Annotated in this window: 13 protein-coding genes and 1 pseudogene; 6 read left to right on the top strand and 8 right to left on the bottom strand. The window is 65.8% G+C overall.

The window, feature by feature from the left end; translation table 11 throughout:
* Positions 1-201: 201 nt before the first annotated feature.
* From ccoP to ccoN, 4 genes are read right to left on the bottom strand one after another with little or no spacing between them, the layout of a single operon-like run.
* Entirely contained in the window at positions 202-1,143 is a 942-nt protein-coding gene (gene ccoP, locus PRtIB026_RS21115) for a cytochrome-c oxidase, cbb3-type subunit III (protein ID WP_203651769.1), read from the bottom strand.
* A complete protein-coding gene (locus PRtIB026_RS21110; protein ID WP_023632287.1) occupies positions 1,140-1,334 on the bottom strand; it encodes a cbb3-type cytochrome oxidase subunit 3 in 195 nt (64 codons plus the stop codon). Before PRtIB026_RS21110 ends, ccoP begins: the two co-directional genes overlap by 4 nt.
* A gap of 5 nt (positions 1,335-1,339) precedes the next feature.
* The gene (gene ccoO, locus PRtIB026_RS21105; protein WP_028692880.1) at positions 1,340-1,948 is read right to left on the bottom strand and encodes a cytochrome-c oxidase, cbb3-type subunit II; all 609 of its coding nucleotides are present in this window, start codon (positions 1,946-1,948) and stop codon (positions 1,340-1,342) included.
* Between the two features lie 13 nt (positions 1,949-1,961).
* Positions 1,962-3,386: a cytochrome-c oxidase, cbb3-type subunit I gene (gene ccoN / locus PRtIB026_RS21100; protein WP_050706570.1), complete on the bottom strand. Its 1,425-nt coding sequence runs from the start codon at positions 3,384-3,386 to the stop codon at positions 1,962-1,964.
* A 49-nt stretch (positions 3,387-3,435) separates the two neighbouring features.
* Here ccoN and PRtIB026_RS21095 point away from each other — a divergent pair, with 49 nt between their 5' ends.
* Positions 3,436-4,128: an alpha/beta family hydrolase gene (locus PRtIB026_RS21095; protein ID WP_203651771.1), complete on the top strand. Its 693-nt coding sequence runs from the start codon at positions 3,436-3,438 to the stop codon at positions 4,126-4,128.
* 102 nt (positions 4,129-4,230) lie between these two features.
* Here PRtIB026_RS21095 and PRtIB026_RS21090 read toward each other — a convergent pair whose 3' ends face one another.
* Positions 4,231-4,515: a pyrimidine/purine nucleoside phosphorylase gene (locus PRtIB026_RS21090; RefSeq protein ID WP_038705716.1), complete on the bottom strand. Its 285-nt coding sequence runs from the start codon at positions 4,513-4,515 to the stop codon at positions 4,231-4,233.
* A 73-nt stretch (positions 4,516-4,588) separates the two neighbouring features.
* Positions 4,589-5,140, bottom strand: a complete 552-nt coding sequence (locus tag PRtIB026_RS21085) for an exonuclease domain-containing protein (protein WP_203651773.1) — start codon at positions 5,138-5,140, stop codon at positions 4,589-4,591.
* A gap of 188 nt (positions 5,141-5,328) precedes the next feature.
* Here PRtIB026_RS21085 and PRtIB026_RS21080 point away from each other — a divergent pair, with 188 nt between their 5' ends.
* On the top strand, positions 5,329-6,129 hold the full coding sequence (locus PRtIB026_RS21080; protein WP_203651775.1) for a substrate-binding periplasmic protein: 801 nt from the start codon (positions 5,329-5,331) through the stop codon (positions 6,127-6,129).
* A gap of 187 nt (positions 6,130-6,316) precedes the next feature.
* On the opposite strand, the gene PRtIB026_RS21075 is transcribed toward PRtIB026_RS21080, so the two are convergent.
* Positions 6,317-6,844 carry an RNA polymerase factor sigma-70 gene (locus PRtIB026_RS21075; RefSeq protein WP_203651777.1) on the bottom strand — a complete coding sequence of 176 codons (528 nt, stop codon included), beginning with the start codon at positions 6,842-6,844 and terminating at the stop codon, positions 6,317-6,319.
* Between the two features lie 319 nt (positions 6,845-7,163).
* Here PRtIB026_RS21075 and PRtIB026_RS21070 point away from each other — a divergent pair, with 319 nt between their 5' ends.
* From PRtIB026_RS21070 to PRtIB026_RS21055, 4 genes and pseudogenes are all read left to right on the top strand, one after another.
* Complete coding sequence (locus PRtIB026_RS21070) at positions 7,164-20,111, top strand: non-ribosomal peptide synthetase (protein ID WP_267812856.1); 12,948 nt, start codon at positions 7,164-7,166, stop codon at positions 20,109-20,111.
* Between the two features lie 148 nt (positions 20,112-20,259).
* On the top strand, positions 20,260-24,819 hold the full coding sequence (locus PRtIB026_RS21065) for an RHS repeat-associated core domain-containing protein (RefSeq protein ID WP_203651779.1): 4,560 nt from the start codon (positions 20,260-20,262) through the stop codon (positions 24,817-24,819).
* Between the two features lie 11 nt (positions 24,820-24,830).
* Positions 24,831-25,250, top strand: coding sequence for a hypothetical protein (locus PRtIB026_RS21060; protein ID WP_203651781.1), 420 nt, complete (start codon positions 24,831-24,833; stop codon positions 25,248-25,250).
* Between the two features lie 86 nt (positions 25,251-25,336).
* Positions 25,337-25,471: pseudogene (locus PRtIB026_RS21055) on the top strand (IS5/IS1182 family transposase); the annotation flags it as partial.
* 182 nt (positions 25,472-25,653) lie between these two features.
* Here PRtIB026_RS21055 and dsbG read toward each other — a convergent pair.
* Entirely contained in the window at positions 25,654-26,412 is a 759-nt protein-coding gene (dsbG, locus tag PRtIB026_RS21050; protein ID WP_203651783.1) for a thiol:disulfide interchange protein DsbG, read from the bottom strand.
* Position 26,413 lies beyond the last annotated feature (1 nt).

Genomic DNA, 26,413 nt, shown 5'->3' with positions numbered 1-26,413 from the left:
GGCGTAGGGGCGGGGCGGGATTTGCGCTAGAACCTGTAGGAGCGGCCTTGTGCCGCGAAAGGGCTGCGTAGCAGCCCCGGGATTTCAGTATTTAACAAAGATCGCCGGGGCCGCTTTGCGGCCCTTTCGCGGCACAAGGCCGCTCCTACAGGGGTCGCGCATGAAGTTAGCGCGGTCGAGTGAGGCTTGCCCCACGAGGTATTACTTGGCGGTTACGGTTTCAGGCACTTGCTCCTGCGACAGGCTATACACATAGGCCGCCAGCAGGTGGACCTTGTCGTTGCCCTGGATGTCGTGCTGCGCCGGCATCTGGCCCTGACGGCCATAACGGATGGTCTGCTGCAGCTGGGCGAAGCTCGAGCCGTAGATGAACGCCTGCGGGTGGGTCAGGTTCGGCGCGCCCATGGCCGGGGTGCCCTTGCCTTCTGGCCCGTGGCAGGCCACGCAGTTGGTGGCGAACAGCTCCTTGCCCTTGGCCGGGTCGGCCTTGGCATCAGCCGGCAGGGTGCGACCGTCGAGATTGGTCAGCACGAACGCCGCCACATCGGCCACGCCCTGCTCGCCGATCACGGTGGACCAGCCCGGCATGATGCCGTGGCGGCCGTTCATGATCGAGGCCTTGATGGTCTCCGGCTCGCCGCCCCAGCGCCAGTCGCTGTCGGTCAGGTTGGGGAAGCCGTAGGAGCCCTTGGCGTCGGAGCCGTGGCACACCGAGCAGTTGGAGGCGAACAGCCGGCTGCCCATCTTCAGCGCTTGCGGATCCTTGGCCACTTCCTCCACCGGCATGGCGGCGTACTTGGCGAAGATCGGGCCGAACTTGGCGTCGGCCTTGTCCATCTCTTTCTGCCACTCGTCCACCTGGGTCCAGCCATTCTCGTAGCCGGGCAGGATGCCTTTCCAGTTGCCCAGGCCCGGGTAGAGGATCAGGTAGCCGACCGAGAACACCAGGGTGCCGACGAACAGCCAGAACCACCATTTCGGCAGCGGGTTGTCGTACTCCTCGATGCCGTCGAAGCTGTGGCCCATGGTCTGGTCGGTGGTGTCGCTGCTCTGGCCCTTGCGGGTGGCGAGCAGCAGCCAGGTCAGGCCGATCAGGCTGCCGATGGTCAGTACGCTGATGTACGTACTCCAGAAGGTGGTCATTGCCGGGTACTCCTCATTGCAGCAGGTTCCTGCCCGGCGGGGGGCAGGCGGTCGTCGACGAAGGGCAGCAGGCGCGCTTCGGCGAAATCACGGTCGCGGCGACGGTTGAACACCCAGAGCGACAGGCCGATGAAGGCGATCATCACCACCAGGGTGCCCAGGCCGCGGATCATGCCGATGTCCATTTCCATCGCACTCACCTCTTGTTCTTGATCGCGGTGCCGAGCACCTGCAGGTAGGCGACCAGCGCGTCCATCTCGGTCTTGCCCTTGACCGCGTCCTTGGCACCGGCGATGTCGTCGTCGCTGTAGGGCACGCCGAGGCCGCGCAGGACGCGCATCTTGACGTCGGTGTGGCTGTTGTCGACCTGCGCGGCCACCAGCCACGGATACGACGGCATCTTCGACTCCGGCACCACGTTGCGCGGGTTGTACAGGTGCGCGCGGTGCCAGTCGTCCGAGTAGCGGCCGCCGACGCGGGCCAGGTCCGGGCCGGTGCGCTTGGAGCCCCACAGGAACGGATGGTCCCACACGCTCTCGCCGGCCACCGAGTAGTGGCCGTAGCGCTCGGTCTCGGCGCGGAACGGCCGGACCATCTGCGAGTGGCAGCCCACGCAACCTTCGCGGATGTAGATGTCGCGGCCTTCGAGCTGCAGGGCGGTGTAGGGCTTCATGCCCTCGACCGGCTTGTTGGTGACGTCCTGGAAGAACAGCGGGACGATCTGGGTCAGGCCGCCGATGCTGACGGCGAACACCATCAGCAGGGCCATCAGGCCTATGTTTTTCTCAACGACTTCATGGTTCATCAGGCTCTACTCCTCAAGCCAGCTGGGCGTTGGCGGTGGCTTGCTCGGCGGCCGGGGCGCGCACGGTACGCCAGGTGTTCCAGGCCATCAGGAACATGCCGCTGAGGAAGATCACGCCGCCGACGAAGCGCACGACGAAGCCTGGGTGGCTGGCCACCAGGGTTTCGACGAACGAGTAGGTCAGCGTGCCGTCGCTGTTGACCGCGCGCCACATCAGGCCCTGGGCGATGCCGTTGACCCACATCGAGGCGATGTAGAGCACGGTGCCGATGGTGGCCAGCCAGAAGTGCGCGTTGATCAGCCCGAGGCTGTACATGCGCTCCTTGCCGAACACTTTCGGGATGGTGTGGTACAGCGCGCCGATCGAGATCATCGCCACCCAGCCGAGGGCGCCGGCGTGGACGTGGCCGATGGTCCAGTCGGTGTAGTGGGACAGGGCGTTGACCGTCTTGATGGCCATCATCGGGCCTTCGAAGGTGGACATGCCGTAGAACGCCAGCGAGACGACCAGGAAGCGCAGGATCGGGTCGCTGCGCAGCTTATGCCAGGCGCCCGAGAGGGTCATCATGCCGTTGATCATGCCGCCCCAGCTCGGGGCCAGCAGGATCAGCGACATGATCATGCCCAGCGACTGCGCCCAGTCCGGCAGCGCGGTGTAGTGCAGGTGGTGGGGACCGGCCCAGATGTACAGGGTGATCAGCGCCCAGAAGTGCACGATCGACAGGCGATACGAGTACACCGGACGTTCGGCCTGCTTGGGCACGTAGTAGTACATCATCCCCAGGAAGCCGGCGGTCAGGAAGAAGCCCACGGCGTTATGGCCGTACCACCACTGCACCATGGCATCGGTGGCGCCGGCATACAGCGAGTAGGACTTGGTCAGGCTGACCGGCACTTCCAGGTTGTTGACGATGTGCAGGATCGCCACGGTGAGGATGAAGGCGCCGAAGAACCAGTTGCCCACGTAGATGTGCTTGGTGTTGCGCTTCATCAGCGTGCCGAAGAACACCACGGCATAGGCCACCCAGACGATGGTGATCAGGATGTCGATCGGCCATTCCAGTTCGGCGTATTCCTTGGTGCTGGTGTAGCCCAGCGGCAGGCTGATCGCCGCCAGCAGGATCACCAGCTGCCAGCCCCAGAAGGTAAACGCGGCCAGGCGTGGCGCGAACAGGGTGGTCTGGCAGGTGCGTTGCACCGAATAATAGGAGGTGGCGAACAGGGCACAGCCGCCGAAGGCGAAGATCACCGCGTTGGTGTGCAAGGGTCGCAGGCGGCCGAAGCTGGTCCACGGCAGGTCGAGGTTGAAGGCGGGCCAGGCGAGCTGGGCGGCAATGAAGACGCCGAGCCCCATCCCGACGATGCCCCACACCACCGTCATGATGGCGAATTGGCGGACCACCTGGTAGTTGTAGGCGGTACTGCTGGTTGTGTTCATGTATGGGTTCCCATCCACGGTTATAGGCAGGCTAAACAGCGAGGCAAGCATGATTAATGGGCAAAGTGCCGGTATTGACGGGGATCAATGGGCGAAGATCGGAAATGTCCCAGGCTTGCGCTGCGATCCTCCGAAAATGGCGGAGGATCGCGGCATTTCCAGCTGCCTGATCCTGGCCCATGGCGCCGGTGCGCCAATGGACAGCGGGTTCATGGAGGACATGGCGCAAAGGCTGGCAGGGCAAGGGGTAGGGGTGGTGCGCTTCGAGTTTCCGTACATGGCCGAGCGGCGCCTGAACGGTGGCAAGCGACCGCCCAATCCGCAGAAGGTGTTGCTCGAATGCTGGCGGACTGTATACGACCAGCTGCGACCATTGGTCGCAGGGCGGTTGGCTGTCGGCGGCAAGTCCATGGGCGGGCGCATGGCCAGCTTGCTGGCAGACGAACTGGGCGCCGATGCGCTGGTCTGCCTGGGGTATCCGTTCTATGCCGTGGGCAAGCCTGAGAAGCCACGGGTGGAGCACCTGGCCGGGCTACGCACGCGCACGCTGATCGTGCAGGGCGAGCGGGATGCCCTGGGCAATCGTGAGGCGGTGCAAGGATATGAGCTATCGCCGGCGATCGAGGTGAGCTGGCTGGTGGCGGCCGATCATGACCTCAAGCCGTTGAAGGCGTCGGGGTTCAGCCATGAGCAGCACATGCAGGCGGCGGCGCAGCGGGTGGCGGCTTTCCTGAAAGATTGATGCAGCCTTCTTCGCGGGTAAACCCGCTCCCACAGGGACGGTGCAATGCTCGAACCCTGTGGGAGCGGGTTTACCCGCGAAGAGGCCGGTGCAGGCTATCGCTTAGTCGCGGTACTCGCACAGGTAAGCGGTATCCACGGCGACCTTCAGCTGGAACTTGCTGTCGGCGGCCACGTTGAACTTGTCGCCAGCATTGAAGGTTTCCCAGTTGTCGCTGCCCGGCAGCTTCACGCTCAGGGCGCCGGAGACCACGTGCATGATCTCGCGCTTGGCGGTGCCGAACTCGTATTCGCCCGGGGCCATCACGCCCACGGTGGCCGGACCTTCCTTGCCTTCGAAGGCGATCGACTTGACGGTGCCATCGAAGTACTCATTGACCTTGAACATCGGGCGACTCCTGAAAAAGGACTGAAAAAAGGGCTGGCCAGTATGCCCAAGGCCCGCCCCTGCGTCATCTGTTTCAGGCGCTGCCCGGCGGCAGGCTCAGGGGCAGCAGGCGTGCGGTGTTGCGGGCGTCTTCCAGGGCCCGGTGCTGTTGCCCGGAAAACTGCAGGCCGGCCAGTTGCAGGGCGCTGTTCAGGCCTGCCGGGCGCTGCAGGTGGCGGGCCTTGGCGAAGCGTTGCTTGAGGTTGATGTGCGGCAGTTGCTCGAGCAGGCTGCGCACATGGTGCGCCTGCCATTCCTGCAGCAGCTGCTTGCGATCGTAGTCGCCCCAGCTGACCCAGGCCTGCAACTGTGCCTGGTGATGGCCCAGCCAGCGTTCGAACGCGGCCCAGACCTCGGGGAAGGGCGCAGCCGCATCGACCTCGGCCTGGCCGATGTGGGTCAGCTCGCAGCAGAAGGGGGTCAGCTGCGGCCGCCGCCGGGGCCGTACGAAGCGCTGGAAGTGGTCGACCTCGCGCCCATCGCGGGTGACCAGGCTTGCGCCGATTTCAATGATTTCCATCTCCGTGACCGGCCAGCCGCCGTCGTCGGTGGTGGCTTCCAGGTCGATCACCAACCAATGGCCCATGCCAGGCTCCCTATCAATGCAGAAAAGCCTGCGCGCTCGCCGGGGCGCGTGCGCAGGCCAGTAGAGCGTAGCCAAACTCGAGGCCCACGACATCCCCTGGCACTTTGGCATATTCGGCGGTTGTGCCTGTGCGGGAAAACGCCTAGCTTAGGCGCATTCAGGCCTTTACCCGTGATGAGTGTCCCGACTTGACTCCACTGCCCAATGCCAAGCTGTCGTCCGCCCTGTTGCTGTTCGCGACGGTTTTGCTGAGTGCTGCGGCGCAGGCCGAGGTGGTGCGGGAAGTGAAGATTGGGGCGGCGCATTTCCCGCCCTACACCGTGCGCCCGGAGCAGGGTGCCGATACCGGCCTGCTGCCGCAGTTGGTGGAATCGCTCAATCGCTCGCAGTCCCTGTATCGTTTCGTCCTGGTGCCCACCTCGATTCCCCGGCGTTTCGGCGATTTCCAGCAGGGCCGCACCGACATGGCGATCTTCGAGAATCCGCAGTGGGGTTGGCAGGAGATCGAGCACAAGGCGGTGGACATGGGCCTGGAGGATGCCGAGATCTTCGTCAGCCGCCAGCAGGCCGGGCGTGACCAGCATTACTTCGACGACCTCGAGGGCAAGCGCCTGGCGCTGTTCAATGGCTACCACTACGCCTTCGCCGATTTCAACGCGGACCCGGCCTGGCTGAAGAAGCGCTACCGCGCCACGCTGACCTATTCCCACGACAGCAACCTGAACATGGTCGAGCGCGGGCGTGCCGACATCGCCCTGGTCACCCGCTCGTACCTGAGCGACTTCCTCCAGCGCAACCCGGACAGCGCCGGCCAGTTGTTGGCGTCGCAACGGGTCGATCAGGTCTACCATCACTACGCGCTGCTGCGCCCGGGTGCGGCCATCAGCCCCGAGGCCTTCGCCAGCCTGTTGCGCCAGCTGCGGGAAAATGGCGAACTGCTGCGCATCTTCAAGCCCTACAAGATCACCGTCGAAGCGCCGCACGACTAAATTTCGGCGAAGTTGCCGCGTATTCAGTAATGAGCGTGCAGGATTCTGCAGTGCCCGAGGCAAAGGCGTGCTCCTGTGGGAGCGGCTTCAGCCGCGAACACCGGCGCAGCCGGTGCCAGGCGCCGCGTTGGATTCTTCGCGGGTAAACCCGCTCCCACAGGGTCCAGCAGAATCGATGGAGAACAGCTCAGCCCAGGCGACTGCTCTTGCGGCAATGGATCAGCGCATCGCGGATCATGAAGTTGACCAGCGTCGGCGACACCCCCAGCTCCTTGGCGATGTCCTTCTGTGGCACGCCATGCAGGCGGTACATCTCGAAGGCGTAGCGGGTGCGCTTGGGCAGTTCGTCGAGGGCGTCGGCGATGTGCTCCAGGGCGGCGAGATTGATGTGGGTGGCTTCAGGCGAGGCGTTCTGGATGACCACGTTCATCCCTTCCTCTTCGCTGCCGGTGTATTTCAGCTCCATGGCCTGCTTGCGGTAGTGATCGATGGCCAGGTTGCGCACGATCTGGAACAGGTAGCTGAGCTGGGCCTTGAATGAAGAGGTGATCTGCGGGGCGGCGCTGAGCCTGAAGAAGGCGTCCTGCACCACATCCTCGGCGCGGGAGCGGCAACCGGTGATGCGCGCCGCGATCTTCACCAGGATGCTGCGGTTGTCGACGAATGCCTGGAGTAATGGTGAATCGCACTTACTTGTGGATAGTTGTTCCGCCATGGAAATCACCTTGTCTCGAAGAGGAGTGGGAGCGCACCCCTGAGGGAGGCTTCCTACGACGTGCGACAAACTATTCGTAATGATAATGATTGTCAAATACGAAAGTTAATGAGTTTTGATCCATTTTGATTCTAAGCTCCAGGCTGTGAACGGCTTCACTCCATCCCTCTGCGCCCGGCCTTCCCGGGCCGTCCGACGGGCCTAATTTCTTCCCAGGCCCATCCGTTCCCCTGTGTACATCTCGGCTGCCGAACACTGCCCGCCTGTCGTGCGCGGGCCAGTCAGGCGCGACTCACCCAGACACTGGCAGGAACATTCCATGACGGACGCCTTCGAACTCCCGCACTCGCTGGTCCAGGCCCTGGCGCAGCGCGCCGCCCAGACCCCTGAGCGCATTGCCTTGCGCTTCCTGGCCGACGCGCCCGGCGAGCAGGCGGTGCTCAGCTACCGGGACCTCGACCAGCGCGCGCGGACCATCGCCGCGGCGTTGCAGGCCCGGGTCGGGTTCGGCGAGCGCGCCGTGCTGCTGTTCCCCAGCGGCCCGGACTATGTCGCGGCCTTCTTCGGCTGCCTGTATGCCGGGGTGATCGCCGTGCCGGCGTATCCGCCGGAGTCTTCGCGTCAGCATCACCAGGAGCGCCTGCTGTCGATCATCGACGACGCCGAGCCGCGCCTGCTGCTGACGGTAGAAGCGCTGTGTGACAGTTTGCAGGGCCTCGAAGCCCTGGCAGGGGCCAACGCCCCGGGCCTGCTGGCAGTGGATCGCCTGGACCCGCAGTTGGCCGGGCAGTGGCGCGAGCCTGAGCTCAAAGGCAATGACATCGCCTTCCTGCAGTACACCTCCGGCTCCACCGCGCTGCCCAAGGGCGTGCAGGTCAGCCATGGCAACCTGGTGGCCAACGAGCAACTGATCCGCCAGGGCTTCGGCATCGACCTGAACCCGGACGACGTGATCGTCAGCTGGCTGCCGCTGTACCACGACATGGGCCTGATCGGCGGCCTGCTGCAGCCGATCTTCAGTGGCGTGCCCTGCGTGCTGATGTCGCCGGGCTACTTCCTCGCCCGGCCGCTGCGCTGGCTGCAGGCGATCAGCGAATACGGCGGCACCATCAGCGGCGGCCCGGACTTCGCCTACCGCCTGTGCAGCGAGCGGGTCAGCGAGGCCGCAATCGCCGGCCTGGACCTGAGCCGCTGGCGCGTGGCCTATTCCGGTTCCGAGCCGATCCGCCAGGACAGCCTCGACACCTTCGCCGAAAAATTTGCCGCCTGTGGCTTCGACGCCAGCAGTTTCTTCGCCAGCTACGGCCTGGCCGAGGCCACCCTGTTCGTCAGCGGCAGCCGCCGTGGCCAGGGCATCGGCGCCCTGGAACTGGATGCCGAGGCCTTCGCCGCCAACCGTGCCGAGCCGGGCAAGGGCAGCGTGCTGATGAGCTGCGGCTATCCGCAGCCGGACCACGCGGTGCGCATCGTCGAGCCGCAACAGCTGCAGGTGCTGGCTGACAACCAGGTGGGCGAGATCTGGGCCGGTGGCCCGAGCATCGCCCTGGGTTACTGGCGCAACCCCGAGGCCAGCGCCCGTACCTTCGTCGAGATGGACGGCCAGACCTGGCTGCGCACCGGCGACCTGGGCTTCATGCGCGACGGCGAGGTGTTCGTCACCGGGCGCCTGAAGGACATGCTCATCGTCCGTGGCCAGAACATCTACCCGCAGGACCTGGAAAAGACCCTGGAGCGTGAGGTCGAGGTGCTGCGCAAGGGGCGTGTGGCGGTATTCGCCGTCGACGACCAGGGCGAGGAAGGCATTGGCGTGGCGGTGGAGATCAGCCGCAACGTGCAGAAGGCGCACACGCCCGAGGCGCTGATCAACACCCTGCGCCGGGTCATCGCCGACGCCTGCCGCCAGGCGCCGGCCGTGGTCCTGCTGCTCAACCCCGGCGCGCTGCCCAAGACCTCCAGCGGCAAGCTGCAGCGCTCGGCCTGCCGCCTGCGCATGAACGACGGCAGCCTGGATATCTATGCGCGGTTCCCGACGGCGCAAACGGAGCAGGGTAATGGCGTGGCTGGGGACGACCTGCAGGCACGGATCGCTGGCATCTGGCGTGAGCTGCTCAAGGTCGAATCGGTGGCGGCGGACGATCACTTCCTGCTGCTGGGCGGTAACTCCATCGCCGCCACCCAGGTGACGGCGCGCCTGGGCGACGAGCTGGGCCTGCAACTGAGCCTGCGCATCCTGTTCGAAGCACCGACCCTGGCCGAGTACAGCGCCGCCGTGGCGGCCATCCTCGCCGAAGGCGGCAGCGCCGCCGGCGTCATCCACAACCAGGACCGCGACCAGGCGTTGCCGCAGTCCCTGGCGCAGAATCGCCTGTGGCTGTTGTGGCAACTGGAGCCGCAGTCCGCCGCCTACAACATCCCCGCCGGCCTGCACCTGCGCGGCGAGCTGGACGAAGCGGCGCTGCTGGCGAGCTTCCAGTCCCTGGTCGCCCGCCACGAATCCTTGCGCACGCTGTTCGACGAGGTCGACGGCCAGGCCGTGCAGCGCATCCTGCCGGCCCCGTCGTTCACCCTGCGCCATCTGGACCTCGAAGGGCTGTCGCCCGCCGAAGTGGCCGCGCGCCGTGAGGACGAGGCGCAGCAGCCGTTCGACCTGCGCCAGGGCCCGCTGCTGCGGGTGACCCTGGCGCGCCTGGACGACGAAGAGCACCAGCTGTGGGTGACCCTGCACCACATCGTCGCCGACGGCTGGTCGCTGAATATCCTTCTGGATGAGTTCGCCCGCCTGTACGCCGCCCAAGGCCAGGCCGTGCAACTGCCCGAACTGACGCTGGGCTACGCCGACTACGGCCAGTGGCAGCGCCAGTGGCTGGCCGACGGCGAGAGCGCCCGTCAGCTCGACTACTGGAAGAACACGTTGGGTGATGAACTGCCGGTGCTCGACCTGTGCACCGACCAGCCCCGCGCCAGCCAGCAGCACACCCGCGCCGCGCGCCACAGCCTCAAGGTGCCGGCGGCGCTGACCAGCGCCCTCAAGGACCTGGCCCGCGACCAGCAGGCCAGCCTGTTCATGGTCCTGCTGGCCGGCTGGCAGGCCCTGCTGCACCGCTACAGCGGCCAGGGCGACATCCGCGTCGGCGTGCCCAACGCCAACCGCCCGCGCCTGGAAACCCAGGGCATGGTGGGCTTTTTCATCAACACCCAGGTGCTGCGCGCCGAACTCGACGGCCGCCTGCCGTTCGCCGGGCTGCTGGCCCAGGCGCGCCAGGCTACCCTGGAAGCCCAGGCCCATCAGGACCTGCCGTTCGAGCAACTGCTCGAAGCGCTGCCGCAGGCCCGTGAACAGGGCCTGTTCCAGGTCATGTTCAACCACCAGCAGCGCGACCTGTCGGCCCTGCGCCGCCTGCCCGGGCTGCTGGCCGAAGAGTTGCCGTGGCACAGCCGCGAGGCCAAGTTCGACCTGCAGCTGCACAGCGAGGAAGACCACCAGGGCCGCCTGACGCTGGCCTTCGACTACGCCGCCGGGTTGTTCGAGGCGGCCACCGTCAAGCGCCTGGCCAGCCATCTGCTGGCCTTGCTCGAGCAGGTCTGCGCCGAGCCGCAACTGGCCCTCGGCGAGGTGCGCCTGCTCGACGAGCAGGGCCGCGCGCAACTGCTCGGCTGGGGGCAGGCGCCGATGGCGAGCGCGCCGCGGCTGCTGGTCGAGCAACTCAATGAACAGGCCCGCCTGACCCCCGAGCACACCGCGCTGGTGTGGGAGGGCGGCCAGCTCAGCCATGCCGAGTTGCACCAGCAGGCCAACCGCCTGGCCCATTACCTGCGCGACAAGGGCGTCGGCCCGGACACCTGCGTGGCCATTGCCCTCGAGCGTTCGCCGCAGTTGCTGGTCGGTCTGCTGGCCATTCTCAAGGCCGGCGCCGCCTATGTGCCGCTGGACACCGACTACCCGGCCGAGCGCCTGGCCTACATGCTGGCCGACTGCAAGGCCGGCCTGCTGCTCAGCCACGCCAGCCTGCTCGACAAGCTGCCGCAGGTGGACGGCGTCAGCGCCATCGCCCTTGATCAGCTGCACCTGGACAGCTGGCCGAGCCAGGCCCCGGGCTTGCACCTGCACGGCGACAACCTTGCCTACGTGATCTACACCTCCGGCTCCACCGGCCAGCCCAAGGGCGTGGGCAACACCCACGCGGCCTTGGCCGAACGCTTGCAGTGGATGCAGCAAACCTACGCGCTGGACGCCAGCGACGTGCTGATGCAGAAGGCACCGATCAGCTTCGACGTGTCGGTGTGGGAGTGCTTCTGGCCGCTGGTCACCGGTTGCCAGCTGGTGCTGGCCGGCCCCGGCGAGCACCGTGACCCGCAGCGCATCGCCCAGCTGATCCAGCAACACGGGGTGACCACGCTGCACTTCGTGCCGCCGCTGTTGCAGGTGTTTGTCCAGGAGCCGCTGGCCGCTGGCTGCACCAGCCTGCGCCGGCTGTTCTCCGGTGGCGAGGCGCTGTCCGCGGCCTTGCGTGACCGCGTGCTGCAACTGCTGCCGCAAGTGCAACTGCACAACCGCTACGGCCCGACCGAAACCGCCATCAACGTCACCCACTGGCACTGCCAGGCGAGTGATGGCGAACGCTCGCCGATCGGCCGCCCGCTGGGCAACGTGCTGTGCCGGGTGCTGGACGACGAGTTCGAGTTGAGCGCGCCGGGCGTGCCCGGCGAGCTGTGCCTGGGGGGCGCGGGCCTGGCCCGTGGCTACCTCGGCCGCCCGGGGCTGACCGCCGAGCGTTTCGTGCCCCAGCCCGATGGCGACGGCGCGCGCCTGTACCGCAGTGGCGACCGTGCCCGCTGGCATGTGCAGAGCCAGGCCCTGGAGTACCTGGGCCGCCTCGACCAGCAGGTGAAGGTGCGCGGTTTCCGCGTCGAGCCCGAGGAAGTGCAGGCGGTGCTGCTGGCCCAGCCGGGTGTTGCCCAGGCCCTGGTGCTGATTCACCAGGACGCCGTTGGCGCCCAACTGGTGGGTTACTACAGTGGCATCGAGCAGAGCGACGCGCTGCTGGCCGCGCTGGCGGAGTGCCTGCCGGCCTACATGGTGCCGGCCCAGCTCATCCACCTGGCGCAGATGCCCCTGGGGCCGAGCGGCAAGGTCGACCGCAGGGCGCTGCCGGCGCCGGTCTGGCAGCAACGTGAGCATGTCGAGCCGCAAAGCGCGCTGCAGCAGCAGGTCGCGGCGATCTGGCGCGAGGTGCTGAACCTTCCGCAGGTTGGCCTGCAGGACGATTTCTTCGCCCTCGGCGGCCACTCGCTGCTGGCCACCCAGATCGTCTCGCGTACCCGCCAGGCGCTGGATGTCGAGCTACCGCTCAAGGCCCTGTTCGACGCCAGCGAACTGGGCGCGTTCTGCGCCGAGATCGCCCGCCTGCAAGGCAGCGGCGAGCGTAACCGGCAAGGCGTCATCGCCCGTGTCGACCGCCGCCAGGCCGTGCCACTGTCGTACTCGCAGCAGCGCATGTGGTTCCTCTGGCAGATGGACCCGCACAGCCCCGCCTACAACGTCGGCGGCATGGCCCGCTTCCAGGGACCGCTGCACGTGGACGCCTTCGAGCGTGCCCTGCAGGCGCTGATCGTGCGCCATGAAACCCTGCGCACCACCTTCCCCAGCATCGACGGCAAGCCGTACCAGTGCGTGGCCGATGACAGCCACCTGCAACTGCACTGGCACGACTTCAGCGCCCTGGCCGACGAGGCCCGCCAGCAACGTCTGCAGCAACTGGCCGACGACCAGGCGCACCAGCCGTTCGACCTGGAGCGTGGCCCGCTGCTGCGTGCCTGCCTGGTCAAGGCCGGCGAGCGCGAGCACTACTTCGTCCTGACCTTGCATCACATCGTCACCGAAGGCTGGGCCATGGACATCTTCGCCCGTGAACTGGGCGAGCTGTACGAGGCTTTCGTCGACGAGCGCGAGTCGCCGCTGGCGCCGCTGCCGGTGCAGTACCTCGACTACAGCGTCTGGCAGCGCCAGTGGCTGGAAGGCGGCGAGGGCGCCCGTCAGCTGGCCTACTGGAAAGACCGTCTGGGCGAGGAGCATCCGGTGCTGGCGCTGCCGGCCGACCGTCCGCGCCCGGCAGTGCAGAGCCACCGCGGCGAGCTCTACCGCTTCGACCTGGATCCTGCGCTGGTCAAGCGCGTGCATGCCTTCAACAGCCAGCGCGGCCTGACCCTGTTCATGACCATGACCGCCACCCTGGCCACGCTGCTGCACCGCTACAGCGGCCAGCGCGACCTGCGCATCGGCGCGCCGGTGGCCAACCGCATCCGTCCGGAAAGCGAAGGGCTGATCGGCGCCTTCCTCAACACCCAGGTGCTGCGCTGCGAGCTGGACGGGCAGATGAGCGCCGGCGCGTTGCTCGACCAGGTGCGCCAGACCATCATCGACGGCCAGTCGCATCAGGACCTGCCGTTCGAGCAACTGGTCGAGGCCCTGCAGCCGCCGCGTTCGAGCGCCTACAACCCGCTGTTCCAGGTGATGTGCAACGTGCAGCGCTGGGCCTTCCAGCAGAGCCGTGAGCTGGTGGGCATGCAGGTGGACTACCTGGTCAACGACGCCAGCGCCACCAAGTTCGACCTGTACCTGGAGGTCACCGACCTCGATGGCCGCCTGGGCTGCTGCTTCACCTACAGCCGCGACCTGTTCGACGAACCGCGTATCGCCCGCATGGCCGAGCACTGGCAGCAACTGCTGGTGGCGTTGATCGACGACCCGCAACAGCGCCTGTGCGAACTGCCGATGCTGGCCGAGGCCGAACAGCAGGTGCTGATCGGTCAGCTCCAGGGCGAGCAGGACTTCGAGCTGAACCAGACGCTGCACGGGTTGTTCGCCGCCCAGGCCGAGCGTACCCCGCATGCCCTGGCCCTGACCTTTGCCGGCCAGCACCTGAGCTACGCCGAGCTCGACCAGCAGGCCAATCGCCTGGCCCGCGCCCTGCGCGAGCGCGGCGTAGGCCCGCAGGTGCGGGTAGGCCTGGCGCTGGAGCGCTCGCTGGAGATGGTGGTGGGCCTGCTGGCCATTCTCAAGGCCGGTGGCGCCTACGTGCCGCTGGATCCGGAATACCCGCTCGACCGCCTGCGCTACATGATCGAGGACAGCCGCCTTGGCCTGCTGATCGGCCAGCGGGCGCTGCTCGACACCTTGGGCGAACTGCCGCCAGGTGTCGCGCGCTGGAGCCTGGAGGACGATGCCGCGAGCCTGTCCGCCTACAGCGACGCCGCCCTGGACAACCTCAACCTGACGCAGCACCAGGCTTATCTGATCTACACCTCCGGCTCCACCGGCAAGCCCAAGGGCGTGGTGGTCAGCCACGGTGAAATCGCCATGCACTGCAAGGCGGTGATCGCCGAGTTCGGCATGCGCAGCGACGACTGCGAGCTGCATTTCTATTCGATCAACTTCGACGCCGCCAGCGAACGCCTGCTGGTACCGCTGCTGTGCGGCGCCCGCGTGGTGCTGCGCGCCCAGGGCCAATGGGGCGCCGAGGAAATCTGCCAGCTGGTACGTGAACAGCAGGTCAGCGTGCTCGGCTTCACCCCGAGCTACGGCAGCCAGCTGGCCCAGTACCTGGCCGGGCAGGGCGAGCAGTTGCCGGTGCGCCTGGTGATCACCGGTGGCGAGGCGCTGACCGGCGAACACCTGCTGCGCATCCGCCAGGCTTTTGCCCCGCAACAGTTCTTCAACGCCTATGGCCCGACCGAGACCGTGGTCATGCCGCTGGCGTGCCTGGCGCCGGACACGCTGCCCGTCGATGCCGGCAGCGTGCCGATCGGCCGGGTGATCGGCGCCCGCACAGCCTATATCCTCGACGACGACCTGGCCCTGTTGCCGCAGGGTGGCATCGGTGAGCTGTACGTGGGCGGCGCGGGCCTGGCCCAGGGGTATCACGACCGCCCAGGCCTGAGCGCCGAGCGCTTCGTCGCCGACCCGTTCAGCCATGACGGTGGCCGCCTGTATCGCACCGGCGACCTGGTGCGCCTGCGCGCCGATGGCCTGGTGGAATATGTCGGGCGTGCCGACCAGCAGGTGAAGATCCGCGGCTTCCGTATCGAGCTGGGCGAGATCGAGAGCCGCCTGCAGGAGCACGCCGACGTCGAGGAGGCGGTGGTCCTGGCCCTCGACCTGCCGGGCGGCAAGCAGCTGGTGGGCTATCTGGTGTGCCCGCAGGCCGGCGCCGACGCCGAGGCCCAGGCCCTGCTGCGCGAGGCGGTCAAGGCCGATGCCCGCCAGCATCTGCCGGACTACATGGTGCCGGCGCACCTGGTGCTGCTCGACAGCTTGCCACTGATGGGCAACGGCAAGCTCGACCGCCGCGCGCTGCCGGCGCCGGACCTGGAGCAGGCGCGCCAACACTACCAGGCCCCGGCCAATGAGCTGGAAAGCCAGCTGGCGCAGGTCTGGCGCGAAGTGCTCAACCAGTCGCGCATCGGCGTGCAGGACAATTTCTTCGAACTGGGCGGCGACTCGATCCTGTCGATCCAGGTAGTCAGCCGGGCCCGCCAGCTGGGGTTGCAGTTCACCCCGCGCGACCTGTTCCAGCACCAGACCATCCAGACCCTGGCGGCCGTGGTGACCCGCAGCGAGGCGCCGAGCAGCATCGAGCAGGGCGCGCGCGAGGGCCACAGCGGCCTGACGCCGATCCAGCACTGGTTCTTCGACAGCGAAGTGCCGCAACCGCAGCACTGGAACCAGGCGGTGCTGCTGCAGGCGCGCCAGCCATTGCAGGCGGAGGCGCTGGAGCAGGCCCTGGCCGCGCTGGTCGAGCACCACGACAGCCTGCGGCTGCGCTTCGACCAGGCCAACGGCCGCTGGCGGGGCGAGTACGCCCAGCAGAGCGCCCAGCCGTTGCTGTGGACCGCGACGGTGACCGACTTCGAGGACTGCCAGGCGCTCTATACCGATGTGCAGCGCAGCCTCGACCTTGCCGAGGGGCCGCTGCTGCGTGCCTTGCTGGTCAGCGACGGCCAGGGTGCCCAGCGCCTGCTGCTGGCGATCCATCACCTGGTGGTCGATGGTGTGTCCTGGCGCGTCCTGCTGGAAGACCTGCAGGCGCTGTACCGCGGTGAAACGCTGGCTGCCAAGACCCATGCCATGGGCGACTGGGCGGCGCGCCTGGCCAGCTATGCCGGCAGCGATTCGCTGCGCGACGAGCTGGGCTGGTGGGAAGCCCAACTGGGTAGCGCCCGCCGCGAACTGCCCTGCGATCATCCCCAGGGTGGCAACCTGCACCGCCATGCCCGCAGCATCGCCATCGAACTGGACGTCGAACAGACCCGTCAGCTGCTGCAACAGGCGCCGGCGGCCTACCACACCCAGGTCAACGACCTGCTGCTGACCGCCCTGGCGCGCACCCTGTGCCAGTGGAGCGGCGACCAACAGGTGTTGGTGCAACTGGAGGGCCATGGCCGCGACGGCTTGTTCGAGGATATGGACCTGACCCGCAGTGTCGGCTGGTTCACCAATACCTACCCGCTGAGCTTGAGCCCGCAGATGGGTGAGGGCGAATCGGCCCGTGCCGGCTCGATCAAGCGCATCAAGGAGCAGCTGCGCCAGGTGCCGCACAAGGGGCTGGGTTATGGCGTGCTGCGTTACCTGGCCGACGAGGCCGGGCGCGAACGCATGGCCGCGCTGCCCCAGGCGCGCATCACCTTCAACTACCTGGGCCAGTTCGACCAGCAGTTCGACCAGGCGGCGTTGTTCCAGCCGCTGGACGCCCCCGCAGGCCTGGCCCATGACCTCGACGCGCCGCTGCCGAACTGGCTGAGCGTCGATGGCCAGGTGTACGGTGGCGCGCTGCAACTGCGCTGGAGCTTCAGCGCCGAGCGCTACGACGAAGCGACCATTGCCCGCCTGGCCGAAGCCTACCGCCAGGAACTGCTGGCCCTGGTCGGCCGCTGCCTGGCGGACGGCAACGGCAGCTTCACGCCGTCGGACTTCCCGCTGGCGCAACTGACCCAGGAGCAGATCGACGCGCTGCCGATCCCGGCCGCCGAGATCGAGGATGTCTACCCGCTGACGCCGATGCAGGAAGGCCTGCTGCTGCACACCCTGCTCGAGCCGGGCACCGGCATCTATTACATGCAGGACCGCTACCGCATCAACAGTGCCCTCGACCCCGAGCGCTTCGCCCAGGCCTGGCAGGCCGTGGTGGCGCGCCACGAGGCGTTGCGTGCGTCGTTCAGCTGGAACGCCGGCGAAGCGATGCTGCAGATCATCCACAAGCCCGGCAAGACCCCGGTGGACTACCAGGACTGGCGCGGCCTCGACGAGACCGCCCAGGAAGCGCGCCTGCAGGCCCTGCACAAGCAGGAGCGCGAGGCCGGATTCGAACTGCTGCGCGAAGCGCCGTTCCACCTGCGCCTGGTGCGCGTCGACGACGCACGCTACTGGTTCATGATGAGCAACCACCACATTCTCATCGATGCCTGGTGCCGCTCGCTGCTGATGAACGACTTCTTCGAGATCTACCAGGCCCTGGGCGAAGGGCGCCAGGCCCAGCTGCCGGTGCCGCCGCGCTACCGTGACTATATCGGCTGGCTGCAGCGCCAGGACCTCGACGAGGCGCGCCAGTGGTGGCAGGCCAACCTGGCCGGCTTCGAACGGGCCACGGCGATCCCCAGCGACCGACCGCTGCGCCACGATCACGTCGGTGACGGCATGGTAGTGGGTGATTGCTACACCCGCCTCGAGGTGAGCGAGGGCGCGCGCCTGCGCGAACTGGCCCAGGCCCACCAGCTGACGGTCAACACCTTCGCCCAGGCGGCCTGGGCGCTGACCCTGGCCCGTTACAGCGGCGACCGCGACGTGGTGTTCGGCGTCACCGTGGCCGGGCGTCCGGTGAGCCTGCCACAGATGCAGCGCACGGTCGGCCTGTTCATCAACAGCATCGCCCTGCGCGTGCAGATGCCGCAGCCCGGCGAGCGACGCAGCGTGCGTGACTGGCTGCAAGGCCTGCTCGACCGTAACATGCAGCTGCGCGAGTACGAGTACCTGCCGTTGGTGGCGATCCAGGAGTGCAGCGAGCTGCCCAAGGGCCAGCCGCTGTTCGACAGCCTGTTCGTGTTCGAGAACGCCCCGGTGGAAACCACCGTACTCGACCACGCCCAGCACCTGGACGCCAGCTCCGACTCGGGCCGCACCCACACCAACTTCCCGCTGACCGCGGTGTGCTACCCGGGCGATGACCTGGGCCTGCACCTGTCGTTCGACCAGCGTTACTTCGACTACTCGACCGTCGAGCGCCTGCTCGCCGAGTTCAAGCGCCTGCTGCTGGCGCTGGTCGAGGGCTTCAATGGCGAGGTGGATGAGCTGGCGCTGCTGGGTGCCGACGAGCAGCGCTTCCTGCTCGAGGACTGCAATCGCACCGAGCACAGCTACGCCCTGGAGCAGAGCTACGTCGAGCTGTTCGAGGCGCGGGTCGCCGCGCACCCGCAGCGCACCGTCGCCCGCTGCGAGGCGGCCGCTTACGACTATGCGGGCCTGAACGTGGCGGCCAACCGCCTCGGCCATGCCCTGGTCGCGGCCGGCGTGGCCATCGACCAGCCGGTGGCGCTGCTGGCCGAGCGCGGCCTGGCGCTGTTGGGCATGATCGTCGGCAGCTTCAAGGCCGGCGCCGGCTACCTGCCGCTGGATCCGGGCCTGCCGTCCGCGCGCTTGCAACGCATCGTCGAGCTCAGCCGCACGCCGGTGCTGGTGTGCAGCGCGGCCTGCGCCGAGCAGGCGCGCCAGCTGCTTGACGAAGTGGCGGGCGCGGCGCGGCCGAAGCTGCTGGTCTGGGAAGAGCTGCAGGCGAGCAACGTGGCCAGCCACAACCCCGGCATCCACAGCGCGCCGGACAACCTCGCCTACGTGATCTACACCTCCGGGTCCACCGGCCTGCCCAAGGGCGTGATGGTCGAGCAGCGCGGCATGCTCAACAACCAGCTGAGCAAGGTGCCGTACCTGGCCCTGGACGAGCAGGACGTGATCGCCCAGACCGCCTCGCAGAGCTTCGACATCTCGGTGTGGCAGTTCCTCGCCGCGCCGCTGTTCGGGGCCAAGGTGCAGATCGTGCCGAACGCCATCGCCCATGACCCGCAAGGCCTGCTGAGCCATGTGCAGGCCACCGGCATCACCGTGCTGGAGAGCGTGCCGTCGCTGATCCAGGGCATGCTGGCCAACGACCACCAGGCCCTCGACGGCCTGCGCTGGATGCTGCCGACCGGCGAGGCGATGCCGCCCGAGCTGGCCGCCCAGTGGCTGCAGCGCTACCCGGCCATCGGCCTGGTCAACGCCTATGGCCCGGCGGAGTGCTCGGATGACGTGGCGTTCTTCCGCGTCGATGCCGCGTCGACCCAGGGCAGCTACCTGCCGATCGGCACGCCGACCGACAACAACCGCCTGTACCTGCTCGGCGAGGACCAGACCCTGGTGCCGCTGGGCGCGGTGGGCGAGCTGTGCGTCGCAGGTACCGGCGTGGGCCGTGGCTATGTCGGCGACCCGCTGCGCACGGCGCAGGCCTTCATCCCGCACCCGTACGGTGCACCGGGCGAACGCCTGTACCGCACCGGCGACCTGGCTCGCCGTCGTCCGGACGGCGTGCTGGAGTACGTCGGGCGTATCGACCATCAGGTGAAGATCCGCGGCTACCGCATCGAACTGGGCGAGATCGAGGCACGCCTGCACGAGCAAACCGAACTGCGCGATGCCGCGGTGGGCGTGCAGGAAGGCGTCAACGGCAAGCACCTGGTCGGCTACCTGGTGGCGCACCAGGGCGTCGCCGCCGACGCCGCGCTGCTCGACCAGCTCAAGCAGCGCCTGCGCGCCGAACTGCCGGAGTACATGGTGCCGCTGCACTGGGGCTGGTTCGACAGCCTGCCGCACAACGCCAACGGCAAGCTCGACCGCAAGGCGCTGCCGGCCATCGAGATCGGCGGCCAGCACAGCCAGGCCTACCTGGCGCCGCGCGACGAGCTGGAGCAGACCCTCGCCGGCATCTGGGCCGATGTGCTCAAGGCCGAACGGGTGGGAGTGCGCGACAACTTCTTCGAGCTGGGCGGGCATTCGCTGCTGGCGACACAGATCGCCTCGCGGGTGCAGAAGGCCCTGCAGTTGAACGTGCCGCTGCGGGCGATGTTCGAGTGCAGCACGGTGGAAGAGCTGGCGGACTATGTGCGCGGGCTGCAGGACAGCGCGCTGGATGACGCCAAGGTCGATCGGTTGAGCGACCTGATGGCGGAGCTGGAGGCGTTGTAGCCGCATTGCCTTCAGCGCGGGGCGTGCCTGTTCCCACAGGATCAGGCAGGCCCCGCGCTGACGCGCCGATGTGGCGTATGGCCACCCTGTAATCCTCACCCTTGCCGGTGCTACGCTGCACACAGTGCGCAAGGATTTCACGGGTTTCATGGACGATAGCCTGCATGCCGCCCGCATGGGCGATCTCATACTTCATCCCCCGCTGATGGCCGAGCTGGTCAGTGGCCTGGTCGAGGCCGCCGTCTATGCGGCGGCGGTCGCCGCGGTCGGTGCCGCCATTGGTGGCGCGGTGGTCGCGGTGGTCGGTACCGGCGGTGCCGCCGCCGTGCTCACGCCGTTGATCGCCGGGGTCATGGTCAGTGCCGCCGCCATGCTGCCGGCCGGTGAAGACAAGAGCATTGGCGACCATATCAGCGACTTCAGCAACTGGGTCGGCAATTCGCTGTTTCCGCCCGAGCCGTACGGCTCGATCAGCAGTGGCTCGCACAATACCCGCATCAACGGCATCCTCGCGGCGCGCGCCGCCGGGGTGAGTGGTGGCCCGGTCGAGGCGCCGGGCCCAGCCGATGAACCGTCGATCCTCGAAAACATCGGGGCCTACGCCATGGTTGGCGCCTCGATGGTATTGCCGGTGATCGGCTTGGCGCAGGAGATCAACAGCATCTTCAACCCGCCGGTGACCACGCCAGCCGCGCCCGGATCGATTCCCAAGCCCGAGGACAAGGCGGTCTGCAGCAAGCATCCTCCAATGCCCGAACAGTTCGTTGCCCAAGGCTCGGACAAGGTGTTCATCAATGGCCAGCCGGCAGCGCGGGTCGGAGACAAGACCACCTGCGACGGGCCGATCGGCATGACCTATTCGCCCAATGTGCGCATCGGTGGCGGCACCACCACCGTGCGCGACATCCACGACGGCAAGAGCGCTGCGGCGAAAATCATTGGTCTGATTGCCGGGATGCTCATCAGTCGCCGGGGCATGCTCAAGGGTCGCCGCTGCGGGGTGGGCAACCCGGTGGCTCCAGCCATGGGCAGCAAATTCCAGGATGGCCCCGAGGATGTGGATTTCAAACTCGCGGCGCTGGTCCCGATCACTTGGGCGCGGCGCTATGACAGCAACGACCGACGTAGCGATGGCCTGTTCGGCATAGGTTGGAGTGTGCCCTACGAAGTGCGCCTGGAGCGTGTCGCGCACCCTGAGGGGGGCGAGTTGTGGATCTACGTCGATGATGAGGGCGCCAGGCTGGAGCTCGGGCGTCTGCAGGTCGGCAGTGCCTTCGTCAGCATTCTCGATGGCCTGGCGTTTTTTCATCAGGACAACGGCTTCACCATCGTCGAGGACATCAACAGCGGGTTGTACCAGGTGTTCCATACCGATCCATTGGACAGTCGGCGGTCGCGCCTGGTCAAGGTCGGTGATCGTAACCTCAATTGCCTGGAGCTGTTCTACGACGAACAAGGCCGATTGCAGTTCCTCGGCGACAGCTCGGCCCGGATCTTCATCGAACTGCGCTTTGCCGACGGGCAACCGCGCCGGGTAGCCGAGATACACAGATTGTACTTGCGGGCCGGTCGGGCCTTTGCCGTCGAGCAGCGCGAATGCCTGGTGCAGTATCGCTACACCTCGGCAGGGCAATTGGAGGTTGTCGCCGATGCCGAAGGGCAATTGCTGAGGCAGTTTACCTACACCGACCAAGGGTTGCTGGCCAGCCATACGCTGCCCATGGGGGCTACGCGGTACTACGAGTGGGCCCGCTTCACGCCACCGCCGGCGCGCCAACCGTGCAGTCTGGATGGCACGCCTTACGCCATGCCCGCGCTGTTGGAGCTACAGCCCGAGCATGAATGGCGCGTGGTTCGGCACTGGGGCAGCGACGGCGAGGACTATCGCTTCATCTATGACCTGGAGCATGGCCATACCCAGGTCATCGATGGCCTGGGGCGTGAGGAGCACTATCACTGGGGCGCGCTGAACGAGGTCCACACCTACATCGATGCGCTGGGATACTGCTGGCGGCACGACTATGTCGATGGCCTGTTGCGGCGCACCCTCGATCCACAAGGTGGCGAGTGGTCCTATAGCTACGATGCGCTCGGGCGCGTGGTTGCCACTGCCGACCCGTTGGGGCGTCGTGAAAGCATCGGTTACACCGAACATTGGGCCTTGCCCACCCGTATCGTCGACGGAGCAGGGCATGAGCGTCGTTATACCTATGATGCTCGGGGCAACCTGTTGTCCGAGGTCGATCCGCTCGGGCAACTGACACGTTACGACCACGATCGTCAGGGACGTATGGTGCGTAGTGTCGATGCCATAGGCAAGGAACGTTCGTTCAAGTGGAACGGGCGTGGCCAGCTGACTGCCTCACGCGATTGCTCGGGGCAACAGACTCACTATCGTTACGACCTGCGTGGGCACCTGAGCGAGGTGCACAATGCCGAGGGCGGCGCCACGCGCTATCGTTTCAATGTGCGTGGCCATCTGCAGCAGCGCGAATTGGCCGATGGCCGGGTCGAGCACTATCAGATCGATGCCGCCGGTCAGTTGGCCCGCCATGTCGACCCAGCGCAGCGCATGACCCAATGGCAATATGACGGCAGCGGTCGACTGCTGCAGCGTACTGATGCACTGGGGCACACTGTGCGGTTGCACTGGGATGCCTACGGCCGCTTGCAGCAGTTGGAAAACGAGAACGGCGAGCACTATCGCTTCCAGTGGGATGCGCTAGACCGGTTGGTTGGTCAGCGTAACCTCGATGGTGGCGGTTTCAGTCTGCTTTATGATGCCCTGGATGCGATCACCCAACGCACCGTGCATCCATGCCGCGAAGCGGAGCCCGTGTTGCCGGGCAGCCCGGATGAGCCCGAAGTGTTTGCACAGGTTCACCACCATGAACACGATGCGGTCGGTCGTCTGCTGTGCAAGCGGACCGACGATGGCGAGACGACCTACCGCTACGATGCTGCTGACAATCTGCTGGCGATCCATTTCACTCACCGTAGTGGGCAGGTCCAGCAGTTGGACTTCACCTACGACGCCATGGGGCGATTGCTGAGCGAAAGCCAGGGTCCAGGGCAACTCGGTTACACCTATGATCCCCTAGGTAACCTGCAGACCTTGACGCTGCCTGACTCCCGCCGGATCAACTACCTGTGCTATGGCAGCGGACATCTGCACCAGATCAATCTCGACGGGCGGGTGATCAGCGACTTCGAGCGCGATGCGTTACACGACGAGGTCTTGCGCAGCCAGGGTGCATTGCTTACCAGAACCCGTTATGACAGTACGCGGCGCCTGCTGCGCAAGGCTGTGGAATATCAGGATGGCGAGCGCACCCGCATGCCCTTGCTGCAGAAGGACTATGAGTACGATGCGGCGGACAACCTTGTCGGCGAGGTACTGACCCAGACCCAGCGCGCTGGTAGCGGGCTGGGGGTGGAGCTTGAGCATCTGGTCGGTCGTTTCCAGGCCGGTGCCGGTGGGCGTGGCAGCTACCAGGGGCGCATAGGTTATGACTACGGGCCCACCGAGCGAATTCATGGCGCGTCACGCCAGTTGCCTCAGCAACAGCCGATGGTCGAGCACTTTGGCTACGACCTTGCCGGCAACCTGCTGGAGGGATATCAGGTCAACGGTCGGGTACGGCACAACCGAGTCAAGGTGTTCCAAGATAGACGCTATCGCTACGACCGCTTTGGTCGGCTCGAGGAGAAGCGCTCCGGCAATCGTCTGCTCCAGCGCTTTGAATACGATGCAGAGCATCGGCTGGTCTGTATCCGTCAGCGGCGTGGGCCGCTTCGCGAACGGATCGAGTTTGCTTACGACCCCTTGGGCAGGCGCATCGACAAACGAGTCTACCGTGACGACCTGGACGCGCCGGTCAGTCGAACCGAGTTTCAGTGGCAAGGCCTGCGTCTGTTGCGAGAAGTTCAGGACGGCAAACCGAGTCTTTATCTGTACGCAGACGCGGTGGGCCATGAGCCGCTGGCCAGGGTAGATGGGGTGCCTGGGCATGAGCAGGTTTTCCACTTTCATACGAATCTGGTCGGCCTGGTAGAGCAACTGACCGACGAACACGGGATAACTGCCTGGCAGGGGCAGCACCAGGTATGGGGCAACAACTGCGAGGAATGGCATGCGCCGGAGCAGGTCAGTCGGCAGAATGTGCGTTTTCAGGGGCAGTACCTGGATCGGGAAACTGGGCTGCACTACAACACATTCAGATTTTATGACCCGGATATCGGGCGATTTACCCAGCAAGACCCGATAGGCTTGAGGGGCGGGATCAACCTCTATCAATATGCGCCTAATCCTCTGTCATGGATCGATCCGTTAGGCTTGGAGGTGGTGCGTGTTTATCATTACACGAGCAAGGAAGGTTATAAGGGAATCATGGGGACAGGCGTGATTAATCAAAGTGACCCCGGCGCCAGGGGGCGAGGCGCTATTCAAGGCAAGCCCAAAGGTGTCTACGTGACGACACTAACGCCTGAGGAAATGGAGAGCACCAATGTAAGAGGTAAAATGGGGCTGACCAAAGAGAAAAGTACCCATTTTGTTTCATTTGAAGTTGATAGCGGGAAAGTTAAAAAAGTGGATCGGCAGAATGCTTATCTAAGGCTCTACATACAAGAAGATATTCAGCTCCGGGACGCTAATAGAAGACTTCGTGCTGATGTCAGTCACGGTGCTTCCGGATGCAAGCTATAGGAGACAGTGGGATGGCTGATTGGTCGGGTGTCATGTATGGCTTCTATACCGATACGTCGCTGGAACTGGGGCTCGCGGCATTGATGGAAAAAGCAGCACGTTTGGGGTTTCAGTCACAGCAGGAGTGCATTCGGGGAGAGGAGTTTGTTCTTTTCTATAAAGATGAGGGGATGCTGAAGGCCCACCTTGAGCAAGGTTACAACCTGGGGGCGACGGGCGAGGGGTGCTTTGGCGTTGAGGCAAAGCCAGCAGCGTTGAACGGGATCGCTACGCTATTCGAGTTTGAAGGTGATTCGGATTTCGAACCCTACGATATCAATTTGCGCTTCAATCGAATTTTTTACTATGTATTGGTGTTGCCGGACAGTGTCGATGAATCAGATTTCTGCCGGCGTATACACACTATGTTTTCCGAGACCTTGATGGATTGAGCCACGATCAAGGTCGAGGGTGAAGCGGGCGTATCAATGAGCCTGAAAAGGACGGCTCCGGCCTGGCGACCGTAACTCCTTGTCCACGACTGTTTGGTCGGCTGAAGGAGAACCGCCGCCTGGATACACGCTACTGCAAGCTGGAGGAAAGCTCTGCTGCAATGGTCACGCTGGCTTGCTGGCGGCGGTGTCTACGACATGATTTTGCGTACAGTGCCTAGGCTTTGTACGAAAAGTGCCTGATCGCCGCTCGGCTACTTTTCGTACAGTGCCTAAGCGAACGCAAAGCGCTCTGCGACCCATCAGGATCGCTGGGCTTGAAGCGCTATCTGCTGGTTGGTTACGACAGCCATGTCGAGGTATTCGCCAAAGGCTATCGTTGCACCTTCAGATAGACTGCGGTTTAACGCTTGCCGAGTATCCTCCCCAGCATCTCCGGCCGCGGCGCGCCTTGCTGGCTCTGCAACTGCCCCTTTTCATCCTGATAGAAGATCGCCGGGGTTGCGGCCAGGCCCAGTTCTTCCATCAGGGCCAGGTTCGCCTCGAGCTTCTTCTGCACCGCCTCCGGCACCTTGTCCAGCGCCTTGAGCGTGCTGGCCTTGCCGGCCTTCTCGTGTTCCTGCAAGGCCTTGGCCGGGTCCTTGGCGGCGAGCAGCGCGGCGGACTTGCCCGGGCTGTCCTCGCGGATGATGCCGACCATGATGTGACGCAGTTGCACCTTGCCCGACTCGACCCAGGGCCGGGCCTGCTGCCAGAACATGTTGCAGTAGGGGCAGTTGGGATCGCTGAACAGGTAGACGGTGCGTGGTGCGTCCACCTTGCCGTCCTGGATCCAGGCGGATTTTTCCATCTTCGCCCAGACCGCCTTGCTCATCGGTGCGTACACCAGCTTTTCCAGCGGCTCGGCGCTGAGGTCCTTGCCTTGTTCGTCGAACAGGCTGCCCACCAGCACGTGCTTGCCGTCGGGCGTCAGGTACAGGGCGATGCCGTTGTTGTGGTACTCGGCGGCGTAGCCACGCAGGCCGTTGGGAGCGTCGAAGCTGCCCTTGATCACGGCGCCCTTGGCCTGCAGTTGCTGGATCGCCTTGGGTAGCTCTTCGGCGTGCAGCGGGGGCGCAGCGAGCAGGGTGAGGGTCAGGGGCAGCAGTGCATTCAGTCGCATG

This window comes from Pseudomonas sp. RtIB026 (assembly GCF_016861355.2).
GTDB classification, from domain to species: Bacteria; Pseudomonadota; Gammaproteobacteria; order Pseudomonadales; family Pseudomonadaceae; genus Aquipseudomonas; species Aquipseudomonas peradeniyensis.
The sequence above is the reverse complement of the archived record's forward strand: the minus strand, read 5'-3'. Positions and strand labels throughout refer to the sequence as shown.